We start from the raw sequence: 12,682 nt of genomic DNA on the forward strand, positions 1-12,682 counted from the left end.
GCAGACGATGAGTAAGATTATTGCGTGTATCGACGGATCACGGGCCGCCATCAACGTGTGTGCAGCCTCCGCCTGGGCCCAACAGCAGCTGGATGCACCGCTGGAGCTGCTGCATGTATTGGAAAAGACCGACTACCCGGCCGAAGGCAACATGAGCGGCAATATCGGCCTGGGCACTCGTGAGCATCTGCTGGAAGAGCTGGCCGAGCTGGATGGCAAACGCAGTCGCCTGATGCTGGAACAGGGGCGTTTCATGCTGGCTGAAGCCCACAAGCAGGTGGAAGAAGCCGGTGTGTCCAGTGAGCAGATCAGCGAACTGCAGCGCCACGACTTTCTGGTCGATACCCTGTTGGAGTTTGAGCCGGATACCCGCCTGCTGGTGATGGGTCGTCAGGGTGAAGCCCATGACAGCGCCAGTGATGCCGTCGGCAGCCATCTGGAGAATGTCACCCGTACGCTGCAAAAGCCGATTCTGGTTGCGCTGGACAACTTCAAAGCACCCGAACGCTTTATGCTCGCCTATGACGGCAGCGTGACCGCCAACAAGGCTCTGAAAATGGTCGCCCAAAGCCCGCTGTTCAAGGGTATTCCCTGCCATCTGGTGATGGCTGGCAAGCGCCTGGAGCGCCAGCGCGAACAACTGGCCAATGCCAAAACCATGCTGGAAGGGGCCGGGTTCGAGGTCTCCACCGCTGAGCTGGAGCAGGAAGAGGTGCGCACTGCCCTGCTGAGTTATGTGGAAGAGCATAAGATCGGCATGCTGGTGATGGGCGCCTGGGGCCACTCCCGCATCCGCCAGTTTCTGGTGGGCAGCATGACCAACTGGATGTTGCACAACAGCAAGGTTCCGCTGCTGCTGCTGCGCTGATCAGCGCACCGATTCGCTCAGGAGAACCCGACACTCTGAAAGTGCGGATTCTCACTGAGCGCCTCCATCCTCCTGATCTGGTCCTGTATCACCAGAACCTCCTCACCGCCCACGGCCAGTTTGATGCACTCCTCTCCGGCATCATTGCGCTGCGTATCCAGCGCCCTGCCCTCAATCAGCTCACCTGATGTCAGTATCAGCCGGACATGCATCCGGAAGGTACAGGCGATTTCGATATAGTCGTGCTCGTCACAATTCATCTGCACTCCCGCCCCGGGTTTACCGTCAGCGCTCCAATGTATAGAGCAGATCGGCGCCACTGCCCAGTTCATTGCTTTGCGCTTCAACACGCCACTTTTCACTCAGCTTGTATTTCAGGCTTAGGGTATTGACGGCATCCATCACCCCTACGCCGTAGCGCAAATAGAGCCTGGGTGACAGGTATTTGCCAATGAAAAAGGCCGACTCACCGCTCGCATCACTGTCAAAGCCAAACTCGTCCAGAGCAAACGCCTCACGCAGGTTGCCGGTGATCTTGTTGCCCTGATTCATGCCCAGTGCCAGTGCCGCCTGCAGCATCATCTGCTGCTCACCGGCGGAACTTTCCCCCGGTGCCTTGCCCAGCAGCAGGTAAGACAGCACGCTGCTGTCCGGCATGGCCGGCTCGCCATACAGATCCATGCGAGGCTCTCGCAGAGTGCCGCTGACATTGGCCCCCACCATCACGTCATCCACCTGACGGCCGATGCGCAGGTCAAGCCCCGGATTGTCCACCGGGCCTGCCGTGTACACCAGACTGCCACGCCTGATTTGCAGGTCCTGACCATACAAACGATATTCGCCACTTTCCACTTGGATGCTGCCTGTTGCCCGTGTGGTCTGACCCGGTGACTCTTCTATCTGCAACGCCCCCAGCAGACGGCCCTTGAAGCCCAGCGCATCGACCCGCACATCGTCACCCAGTTCGATGCGGATGTCGGCATATACGGGTATAACGGGCTCCTTCTCGGCGACCTCGCCATCCTTGACGATAACAACGTCCGAGGATGGCTGCACGGCACTTTCACGCGACTTGGGCGTTGATATCATCGCCTGCGGCACCCCCAGAGTCCCGCCCAGCCGGATCGACTCCGGAGACAGGCTCAGGGTCAGGTCGGGACTGATCAGGGCACGAACCTCCTGTGTGTTCATGGCGGTGAAACGCTCGCCCTTCAGGGTCAGATCACCGGTGCGCTGTTCCAGATCATACTCCCCGTCCAGTTGCAGCCCTCCGTCACCGGAACGGGCCGACCCCGAAAAACGGATCAGGCCGGGGTATTGGGCCTGCGCCAGCTGCAGCTCAATCGGCGCGATCAGCAATCCCATTGCCGGCAGTTCTACACTGCCCTCGCGATAGCTGATCTCCCCTGCCACCTCCGGCTTTGCCAGTGTACCGGCCAGGCTTAGCTCGCCACGGACAAAACCTTTCAGGTTCTGCAGGTCCGGTACCAGCACCTGCACGTCGCTCAGATCGTCCGCACTGAGGCGCAGCTGTCCACGCAGCCGCTGTTGCTGGCTCAGGCCCGTAACATCAAGCTCCAGCGCCAGCTCTCCAGCCACCATTTCCAGCAATGTATCGGCTCTCACCTGCAGACGATCTTCCAGCAGCGAGATGCTCGCATTCAGTGGTGCCAAAGTAACCGACTGGTCCGCCTGTGCCGGGGTCAGCTCACCGGCCGTGGTTGTCAGTGTTGCCTTAAGTCTTGGCAGGCTGCCAGGCTGCTGGGTGAAGTCTGCCTGCATCGAGAGTGTTGGGGTCAGCTGCATGCCATTAAGCAGTGGCTCCAACATGCTCAGTGCCAGCTCGTCCAGCTCGGCCCTTGCCTGCGTACGGCCGGCAAAATCACCGTCTACCTGCAGGCACAGACGCCCTCCGGCACTTTGCTCATCGAGGCATAAACGCTCCAGGCGGTAGTCCTGCATTGAGATCATGAGCGCCGCAGGTGCCACCGAGCGCCATTGACTGAACGGCTCGGGCAGCAGCTCCAGTCGATTGAGCTGCCCCTGCCAGCGCCGCTGATCCGGGCTCCAGCCACCGGCGGCGTCCAGCTCCAGCCGACCCGGCGAGCCGTTGGCAGACAGGCTCAGGCGGTGCTGTTCCGGCTTGCCGTTAAGGCTTAATCTGATCCGCTCAATGGTCTGCCCGGCTGCGGCGGCATTATCCAGCTGCAGGTCTGCCTTCCAGTCGCTGCCACCGGACAGGTCCAGCGCCACGTCGCCACTCAAGCGCTCCAGACTCGCCTGATCGGCATAGCCCAGCCCACTGGCACGTACACGGGCGGTCACGGCAGGCTGCAGCAGTGCGCCCTTCAACTGCCCACTGAGTGACAGCTGTCCACGCGCGTCAGGCAGCAACCGCGTCAGATTGGGTGCCTGCAACTCCCAACTCAAGTCCAGACGATCACTGACCTCACCCTTTGCCTGTGCTCGTGCACCGGCGTAGCGAAGATCAAACGCATCAATTTTCCACTGTCGGGTATCACCCGCTACCCTGGCGCTCAAGCTGATGGGCTGCTGTCGCAACTGCCCCTGCAATGACTGCAGATGAAGCGACAACTGTGGCAGCTGCGTCCCCAACTCAATGCGACCATTGGCCGACAGCTCCAGCTGCCCCGGCCAATCAGGGGCTGCCAGTGCCGGGTTTATAGCCTCAACGCTCAGTTGATAGTCGAGCTGGATCGCCTCCCTGGCATCCACCTGTGACTGCAGCCGCAACACCGTATCACCCTGCTGCGCCTGCAGCTGCACCTCCAGTCGACGCTGAGCGCCATCCAGGTCGAGCACCAGATCGGCACTCAGCGGCAGTGACTCCGGCCAGTGTTCAAGCTGTACCCAACGGGTCAGATCGGTTGAGCCCTGCAACTCAAGGTGGCTCAGAAACTGCCGCGCCGGTTCGGTCCAGCCGCTCAACTGCAACTGGCTGCCGGGCTGTTCAAGTTGCAGTGAGTCGATCACCAGCAGCGGGCCTTCGCTGTGCAGTGCCAGGCTTACACCCAGCTCGTCCAGCAGCAGTTGTTCTCCCTGGGTAACGCGTATCCGGCCAACATTGACGCGATCCAGCTCAAGCTGAAGCGGCAACTCCACCGCAGGCAGTTCCGGCAGCTGAAAAGTGGCTGTTTCCTGTACCGGAGCCTCTTCTTCAACCGATGCCGGCAAGGCAATGTTCACGGACTCTGCACTGAGCTCATACACTTTCAGGCGTGGGTCGCGCAGCGACCAGGGGTGCCAGTGCAGTGCCAGCCGTTCTACCTCGATGCTCAGGTCATTCTGGGCAAAACGCAGATAGCCAATCTGCAGCTCGGATGTCAGTGTGCCGTCAATGCCCCTGAGCTCAAGCTGGGGCATCAGATTGGCACTCAAGTTGAGCGCAAAACGGGTACCGGAAGGTAGAAACAGAATGGCCGCCAGCATCAGCAGGATGCCAAGCAGCAGAATCAGCAGTGTACCCAGACTCCAGCGTAACAGCGGTCTCACAAATCAGGCCCCAGAGTAAAGTGTATGCGCCAGCCGCTCTCGTCCAGAGGCATGGCCAGATCAAGGCGCACCGGCCCCACCGGCGACTGCCAGCGAGCACCGATACCTGCACCTGTTTTCAGCTCTGTATCAGTGTCGTCAAAGGCGTTGCCGGTATCGACAAAGGCCGCCACACGCCAGTTCTCGCGAACCAGATAGTCGACCTCCACGCTGCCGGTCACAAGATAGCGCCCGCCAATCACATCACCGTCACGGCCGACCGGCCCCAGCGACTGGTAGTCGTAACCCCGCACGCTGCTGTCACCACCGGCGTAGTAACGCATGGTGGCCGGCAGGTCATCAACCGAATCGATCAGCGTGATGCCCAGCTCGGCACGGGACAGCAAACGCCAGCGGTCAGACAGGCTGTCGACGCGCTTGCCGCGCAGATCCAGTTGCAGCAGATCGGTATCGGACAGCAGGTTTTGCGAAGCCACACCCACGCCAAAACTGATTTGATGCCCCTTACGGGTGTTAAGACGGTTGTCCGCGATGGTTCGACTGAAACGGGCTCTCGGGATAAGCAGTGTGGAATCCTGCTCAACCCCCTCAAACACCCAGCTTTCCTGCTCCCAATCCAGTGACAGGTGCCGCTCCCAGTCACCGATCTGTTTCTGCCAGCTGCCACCGATGCCGTAGCTGCGGGCGTCGATGGTATCGGACTGCTCATCCTGCAGTTTCAGGTTCAGCGCAAAGCGGTCAGTGGTTGGCTGAAAGCCGGGAATTTCATAACTGGTCGTAAACTGCTGGCGAATTTCAGACAACCGCAGCCGGCTGTTCAGGCTGTGCCCCCGGCTGTTAACCCAACGCCGAGTCAGACCCACCTGCATGCGCGCCCCTGTATCGGTACCGTAGCCGAAACCGGCCTGATAGAGGCTGCGTTTGCGCGGTGTCAGTTTTATATCGATCGGCAGCTCTGCATTGTCCAGCTCCGCCAGTTGAGGTCTGACCTCCACATCGGCAAAGTAATCACTGTTGATCAGGTTACGCTGCAGCTCGATCAGATGCGCGGTATTGACCGGATCACCTGATTCGAAGGGAAGGTAGCGTCGCAACAGAGCCTCCGACACCGGCGCCTTGTCAAAACGGATCTCACCGATCCGGGCCCGGATTCCGGTGTCATAGGCCAGCTCGATGTCGGCCAGATTCTGTTCGGGATCTACCCGGATCTCACTGCGTCTGAACATCGCTTCATAGTAGCCCCGCTCGGCCGCCCTCGACTGCAGGCTGCTTTTAAGGGCCGCATAATCTTCATGTCGCAGGGGTGCACCGGTTCGGATACTCGTGTCCTTCAAGACCCGCTGCAACACCGCGTCCTCAGCGCCCTCACCTTCGAGTACCAGCTGCGCAGAACGGACTCGGGTAAGCGGGCCTGCATCAACCCGATAGCGAGCCAGCCACTGTTCTGCTGGCCCATCCAGCTTGATATCAAGCTGAAGCACAGGGTTGTAGTAACCGAACGGCTGTAACGCCCGGCGTATCTCCTCCGGCGCCTGACGATGCAGGTAGCGAAGCCGGCTGGCAGTGGGCGGAGGTGTCTGTACCAGTGCATCATCGATCCTGAGCATCGCGCGCACGTTGTCAGCCAGCTCGTCTTCAACTCCTTCGAGTTCAAACTGAGCAGCGAACACCTGGCCACCCAATCCGCAGAACAGCAGAGCTGGCAACAACAGAAAACGGGGACGACAAAACAGGGACACTCACGCAGCTCCTTTGATCGAGTCTGGCATCATTCTAACCTGCCCACGCACTGAAAATCTTCCCTTGCTCACCTTGCCTGTACAGAAGATGAGCCCCGTGAAAGGGACAGGTGACATAAAACGGTAACTTCATGTTTTTGCCAGATAGCTATTCCTTGTCATACTGATGTGAAGCTGACCCGGTTCACCCTTACCTGCGTACCGGCCAGCTCGATTACACATTCCTGAAAAGGAGTCATCCATGACGACCGCAAAACGTGAATGGAACTCGACCATTCTGGTCCCGGTATTTCTGCCGGCCGTTATCGTCATCGCCCTGATGGTGATCGGTACCGTCAGTAATCCTGAACTGGCGGGCGAGGTGTTTGCCGACACCCTGGCCTATGTTACTTCCAGCTTCGGCTGGTTCTACATGCTCGCCGTAGCATTGTTTCTGATCTTCATCGTCAGCGTAGCGTTCAGCAGCTGGGGCAGCACCAAACTGGGGCCTGACCATGCTGAACCCGAGTATGACTTCAAATCCTGGTTTGCCATGCTGTTCTCGGCCGGTTACGGCATCGCATTGCTGTTTTTCGGTGTGGCCGAACCCGTGCTGCATTACGCTTCACCACCGGCCGGGGTTCCGGAAACCGTTAACGCGGCCAAGCAGGCAATGCAGATTGCCTACTTCCACTGGGGCTTCCACATCTGGGCGATCTATGGTCTGGTAGGGCTATCATTGGCCTACTTTGCCTTCCGCCACGGCCTGCCGCTGGCGATGCGTTCAACCCTGTACCCGCTGATCGGGGATCGCATCCACGGCTGGATGGGCCACACGGTTGATACCTTTGCCATCCTGGGCACCCTGTTCGGGATCGCCACCACTCTGGGTCTGTCGGTGGCACAGATCAACGCCGGGGTGAACTATCTGTTCCCGTCGATTCCGGTCAATACCACCTTCCAGATCATCGCCATTGCCGCCATCACCGGGCTGGCGATCATCTCTGTGGTGGCCGGCATGGACAAGGGCGTCAAGCGCCTGTCGATGATCAACATCGCGCTGGCGATCGCCCTGATGCTGTTCGTGTTTATCGTTGGCCCGACCATTTTCATTCTGGAAACCTTCGTTGAAAACACCGGCAGCTACCTGAGCAACATTGTCGAGCGTACCTTCAGCCTGCAGGCCTATACCGCCAGTGACTGGATCGGTAACTGGACCCTGTTCATCTTTGGCTGGACCATCGCCTGGGCCCCCTTTGTCGGCCTGTTTATCGCCAAGATCAGCCGTGGCCGTACCATACGCCAGTTCGTGGTGGGGGTCATGCTGGTACCGACCATTTTCACTTTTCTCTGGTTCTCGGTATTCGGTGATACCGCGCTGCACCTGATCATGGTGGAAGGTTACACCCAGCTGATCCAGGAGGTACAGGATGATCACGCCATCGCCCTGTTCAAGCTGTTTGAGCGCCTGCCGCTGACATCGATCGTGTCGTTTGTCACCGTTATCCTGATCATTACCTTTTTTGTCACCTCATCTGACTCCGGGTCGCTGGTAATCGACTCACTGGCTTCCGGCGGCGTACTGCATACCCCCGCCTGGCAGCGGGTATTCTGGGCCACGACCGAAGGTGTTGTGGCGTCGGTACTGTTGCTGGCCGGTGGTCTGGGGGCACTGCAGACCGCTTCCATCGTCAGTGCATTACCCTTTGCGATCATCATGCTGATCGCCATGGTGGGTATGTGGCGTGCACTGGTGATCGAGCAGCACCATGAGGCCAGCCTGCAAAGTCACATGCAGAGCCATCGCCAGAGTGGCAACGGCAAACAGGGGCCGGGGTTCTGGAAGAAGCGTCTGGCGTCATTGGTGGACTTCCCAAGCAAGGAAGATGTGGAAAAATTCATCCGCACCAAGGCATACACCAGCATGGAGCGCGTGAAGCTGGAGCTTGAAGAGAAAGGCTGGCCCGCCGAGGTAACCTTCGATGAGCACAACTGGCGTGCCCATATCGATGTGATCAAGCCGGGTGAGCTGGAGTTCATCTATGAGATACGCCTGCGCGGCTATGCCATGCCGACCTTCGCCTACCCGGAGATGGACCGTGACCCGGACGGCGATGAACACTACTACCGTGCCGAGGTGTTCCTGCGCCGCGGTGGTCAGGCGTATGATGTATACGGCTACGACCAGCAGGACATCATCAGCGATATTCTTGACCAGTTCGAGAAGTATCTGCACTTCCTGCATGTATCGCCGGGTATCCTGCCCTGGCAGATGGAAGAGCACGATGATGACCTGAGCAAACCGGAAGAGACGCCTGAAGAGCACGAGCATCCCGAGATCGATGCAGGGCTGGACGCATTTGAGGAGGAGCTCAAGGAGCACAGGCCCAAGGAGTAAGCCTGCAGCTCGAACCGTGACGCCCCGCCCATGCGGGGTGTTTTCGTTTTGATTGAGCTGGTGCCCACCACTTAATTGTCAGAAAGCTGTACCCCTCCAACAATCTTCATGACCTCGTCCATATCGGCAGAGGCAACACCTGCCGCATTCATTCGGTCAAATATGTAGGGGAGCATTACATTCACCGCTTCTCCAAACACTTCCGGGGCCTGGCACTTCAATGCCAAAAGCGCCTTGATCAACCGGCACTGCACCTCAACCAATGCCGCGCCATCTCTGGCGAGGGGTCTGAATGCATCGGTCACCAGGTCATTCACGGATACAACAGGCACATGGATGCCTGGAAAGCTGGGCTCAGGTTCGTTTTGCTCAGACCACAGCGAGAGCACTCTGAGCAGACGTCCAACAACGTCAATCGCTGTTCCCGGATCATTGACTGCCGGTGATAGGGCCCTGCTGGCTATTTCAGCCATCACGATCAGCCCAAACCGAGGATCTTCTGCAAAGGTACGGACCGCACCCAACACAACCGCAGCGCAGGCCGCCGAAACGGCTTCGCTGTCCAACTGAGCACCCGTGATTACCATCAGAGGTTTGCCGTTATAAACAAAGTGACCGGGCAGCTGACACAGATAGATGTTTGCACCTGTCTTATCTGCAATACCCTGCAGTGCGGGCATATCAATGTGCTGTACATAGCCCGTCGCAGTGGCATGCAACCTCTGCCCCTGTGGCGGGGTACTGAAAAGCCGCCTCCCTCCCAGATACGGGTTTTGAATGCGTGCAGCAAGAGAATCGGTGGCTGCCACCTCCACACGCCCAAGAGTGTCGCTCATCCTGCCGAAATTCATCAGGTGATTTGTCCAGCGGATCAGGGCAAAAACCACCCATCCGATCACTGCAATGGTAAATGCAAACAGGACAGATCGGCTTGATTCGTCATACAAACCGGCATTCAGCGCGATCAAGCCAACCAGACTGAACACAAAAGACCCAATGAATGTGGCCAGCACGTTTTGGGTCGTGTTGTCTTCCTGTAACAGTGCCGTGGCACGAGGCGTCGCTGAGTTCGCCGCTGCGGCGAAGGCTGAAACGGCGATGGACAACGAGAAGGTGGTTACAGCCAACATGGAAGTGGCCAGAATGGTCAGCAGGTCTTCAACCACAGCCGCACCGGAACGCTGAGTCAATTCAACAGGTAGCCGGCCCGAGAACATACGCGCCACCACAAGTGAAAGAATGGCCAGCAGTGCAAAGCCTGCAACTCTTACCCAGATCTTCCTCAAGGCATATCGCAACAGCCAAAGGTAACGCTCGTGGAAAAGCATCGTATGTTCCCTCGTTTCAGCTTAGATGCAACTCGCTGTGGGTCACAGTAAATTCTGTGGTGCTGCCCCAACAACTCTCTCACTGTACCCCATTGTTTGCATGACATTGGCATTGGTTTCGGTGATTTCACCTTCAAGATTGAATTCGATTCTGGCCATGGATCGGTCAGATGTAGACGCAAGGACTCTGATTCGGCGTATCGGTATTTATATCGGTTAAGCATCATGTGCCGATGCCACACAGGACAGAGCCCAATTAGATCACTCTGGTATTAATGACTTTATTTGATGCGCGCAGACTATTATTTATCCTGTTATAAAGTAACATACACCTGTTAATCCCATGCGTAACCGGAGAGCATGATGCGACTGATAAAACCTCTGCTGTTATGTGCATTACTGCCGCTGCAACCCCTGCTGGCGGCCGGTGTTCACCAGCACGGCATCGCCCAGCTGGATCTGGTACTGGAGCCTCCCGTGCTGGCGATCTCGGTTCGTTCACCGCTTGCCAATCTGATCGGGTTTGAACACCGCCCCACATCCGATCAGGAACGGGCTGACTGGCAGCAATTAAAGCAGCAGCTACAGCAAGCCGAGTTGCAGATTCAGCTGCCCGCGGCAGCAGACTGCAGCCTGAGCCGTGTTGCCCTGCACCAGCCGTTCATGGATAAGCCATCATCAGACGGCCACAATCATGACCATGGCCAAACCGATCCTCATGCACACGAAGAAGAGACACATGCAGACCTGATGGTTGAGTATCACTACCTCTGCGCCGGGGCCGAGCGGTTGCAACAGATGACCTTGCCGCTGATGCAGCACTTTCCCGGCATCCAGCAGCTGGAGGTTCAACTGATCACCCCCGCAGGGCAGCATCTTCGCAGCCTGTCTCAGGGCGAGCGGGTGCTGTCATTGCCATGAGCCCGCTGATTGAGATCCGAAACCTGCACTTTGCCTGGCCCGGTGAAGCTGAGGCGGTCAGTATCGAGCAGCTGCAACTGCAACCCGGCGAGCACCTGTTTATTCAGGGGCCCTCCGGCAGCGGCAAAAGCACCCTGCTCAACCTGATAGCCGGTGTATTGAGCGGTTTCAAAGGTGATATCAAGCTTGCAGGCCATTCATTGGCGAGCCTGTCGGAGCGCCAGCGTGATCGCCTGCGTGCAGACCATATTGGCGTACTGTTTCAGCAGTTCAACCTGCTGCCCTACCTGAACCTGATCGACAACGTCAGCCTGCCCTGCACACTTTCAGCCCCCCGGCGCGAAGCCGCAATCCGCCGCAGTGGCAGTGTTCAGGCAGAAGCGCATCGCCTGCTGGAACGATTGCAGCTGCCCACCGGACTGTTTCAACGCCGAGCCGTCGCCGAACTGTCGATCGGCCAGCAGCAGCGCGTGGCTGCCGCCCGCGCTCTGATTGGCGCACCGGAGTTGATCATTGCGGACGAGCCCACCTCTGCTCTGGATGGTGCCAGTCGTGACCGTTTCATGCAGTTGCTGCTGGAAGAGCTGGTTCAGAGCAATACCACCCTGCTGCTGGTCAGCCATGACCCGGCGCTGGCGGAGCATTTTTCACGCCATCTCACACTGGAAGGAGGCGGCTCATGCTGATCCGACTGGCACTGAGCAGTCTGGCCAGTCGCCGCGCCAGTGCACTGCTGACACTGTTCACTCTGGCGCTGAGTACCGCCCTGCTGCTTGGGGTACAACAGATCCGCGAGCAGAGTCGATTGAGTTTTTTCGATACCGTCTCCGGTACCGACCTGATCGTTGGTGCCCGCTCCGGGCCTGTCCAGCTGTTGCTCTATTCCGTGTTTCATATCGGCTCGGCCACCAGCAATATCCGCTGGAGCAGCTACGAAGCCCTGCGTGAGGACCCGCGCATCGCCTGGACAGTCCCGCTGTCACTGGGCGACTCGCACCGCGGCTACCGTGTTGTGGGCACTCACAACAGCCTGTTTGAACATTACCGCTACGGCGCCAAGAAACCGCTTGAGTTTGCTCAGGGCGGACCGCTGGATGACCTGTTTTCGGTGGTTCTGGGGGCTGAAGTGGCACGCGAGCTGGGCTACAGCCTTGATGACCGCCTGGTGATTGCACACGGTGCCGGCAATACCAGCTTCAAGCGTCACGACAATCTGCCCTTCAAGGTCAGCGGCATTCTGACCGCCACCGGCACACCGCTGGATCGGGCCCTGTTGGTATCACTTGAGGGGCTGGAGGCCGTTCACCTCGGCTGGCGCGCCGGCATCCCCCTGCCGGGTATGCAGGTCACGCCCGGACAGGCCCGTGAGCGCGAACTGACACCCCGTGAGGTTACGGCTGTTTTGGTGGGCCTTGAATCCCGCCTGCAGACCTTCCATCTGCAGCGCGAGCTGAACAACCGACGGGACGACCCCCTCACTGCCGTTTTGCCCGGCGTGGCGCTGCAGGAACTGTGGCAGGTGGTCAGCGTGGCCGAAAAGGCATTGCTGGCCGTGTCCGGTGCCGCACTGCTGATCGGTCTGTGTGGCATGCTGGCCGTATTGCTCAGCGGCATCCAGCAGCGCCGGCATGAAATTGCTGTATTGCGGGCATTGGGGGCGTCCCCTTTGCGCATCGCCAGCCTGCTGATGACCGAAAGCCTGTTGCTGACCCTCAGCGGCCTGTTGCTGGGGCTGTTGTTGCTTTGGGGCGGCATGGCACTGCTGCAACAGCCCCTGCTGGATCTGTTTGGCCTCAGGCTGACGCCTGCCAGTCTGTCATCCGAACAATGGGCTCTTGGTGGTATCATCCTGCTGCTGGGACTGCTCAGCGGCCTGATACCGGCCCTGATGGCCTACCGCATGGCACTGGCCAACAGCCTGATACGGCGCAACTGA

General features: G+C 58.7%; 9 protein-coding genes. 5 read left to right on the forward strand and 4 right to left on the reverse strand.

The features are described 5' to 3' along the window. Positions 1 to 7 precede the first annotated feature (7 nt). Positions 8 to 868, forward strand: coding sequence for a universal stress protein (locus tag ABIE60_RS00370; protein WP_354466850.1), 861 nt, complete (start codon positions 8 to 10; stop codon positions 866 to 868). A 17-nt stretch (positions 869 to 885) separates the two neighbouring features. On the opposite strand, the gene ABIE60_RS00375 is transcribed toward ABIE60_RS00370, so the two are convergent. From ABIE60_RS00375 to ABIE60_RS00385, 3 genes are read right to left on the reverse strand one after another with little or no spacing between them, the layout of a single operon-like run. After that, positions 886 to 1,128, reverse strand: a complete 243-nt coding sequence (locus tag ABIE60_RS00375; RefSeq protein ID WP_354466851.1) for a Rho-binding antiterminator — start codon at positions 1,126 to 1,128, stop codon at positions 886 to 888. 25 nt (positions 1,129 to 1,153) lie between these two features. Continuing rightward, a complete protein-coding gene (locus ABIE60_RS00380; RefSeq protein WP_354466852.1) occupies positions 1,154 to 4,381 on the reverse strand; it encodes a translocation/assembly module TamB domain-containing protein in 3,228 nt (1,075 codons plus the stop codon). Further along, positions 4,378 to 6,120, reverse strand: coding sequence for an autotransporter assembly complex protein TamA (locus ABIE60_RS00385; protein WP_354466853.1), 1,743 nt, complete (start codon positions 6,118 to 6,120; stop codon positions 4,378 to 4,380). Before ABIE60_RS00385 ends, ABIE60_RS00380 begins: the two co-directional genes overlap by 4 nt. Positions 6,121 to 6,361: 241 nt before the next feature. Here ABIE60_RS00385 and ABIE60_RS00390 point away from each other — a divergent pair, with 241 nt between their 5' ends. Next, positions 6,362 to 8,497, forward strand: a complete 2,136-nt coding sequence (locus tag ABIE60_RS00390) for a BCCT family transporter (RefSeq protein ID WP_354466854.1) — start codon at positions 6,362 to 6,364, stop codon at positions 8,495 to 8,497. Positions 8,498 to 8,568: 71 nt separating this feature from the next. Here the strand turns inward: ABIE60_RS00390 and ABIE60_RS00395 are convergent, their stop codons facing one another. Then, positions 8,569 to 9,825 (reverse strand): DUF2254 domain-containing protein, encoded by a 1,257-nt coding sequence (locus tag ABIE60_RS00395; RefSeq protein WP_354466856.1) that lies wholly within the window; start codon positions 9,823 to 9,825, stop codon positions 8,569 to 8,571. A gap of 363 nt (positions 9,826 to 10,188) precedes the next feature. Here ABIE60_RS00395 and ABIE60_RS00400 point away from each other — a divergent pair, with 363 nt between their 5' ends. The 3 genes from ABIE60_RS00400 to ABIE60_RS00410 are packed head-to-tail and all read left to right on the forward strand — an operon-like array spanning position 10,189 to position 12,682. Further along, the gene (locus ABIE60_RS00400) at positions 10,189 to 10,746 is read left to right on the forward strand and encodes a ZrgA family zinc uptake protein (protein WP_354466857.1); all 558 of its coding nucleotides are present in this window, start codon (positions 10,189 to 10,191) and stop codon (positions 10,744 to 10,746) included. Beyond that, positions 10,743 to 11,432, forward strand: coding sequence for an ABC transporter ATP-binding protein (locus tag ABIE60_RS00405; RefSeq protein WP_354466858.1), 690 nt, complete (start codon positions 10,743 to 10,745; stop codon positions 11,430 to 11,432). The genes ABIE60_RS00400 and ABIE60_RS00405 overlap by 4 nt, the downstream gene beginning before the upstream one ends. Next, positions 11,426 to 12,682: an ABC transporter permease gene (locus tag ABIE60_RS00410; protein WP_354466859.1), complete on the forward strand. Its 1,257-nt coding sequence runs from the start codon at positions 11,426 to 11,428 to the stop codon at positions 12,680 to 12,682. The genes ABIE60_RS00405 and ABIE60_RS00410 overlap by 7 nt, the downstream gene beginning before the upstream one ends.

Source organism: Marinobacterium sp. MBR-109, assembly GCF_040547565.1.
Classification (GTDB): Bacteria; Pseudomonadota; Gammaproteobacteria; order Pseudomonadales; family Balneatricaceae; genus Marinobacterium.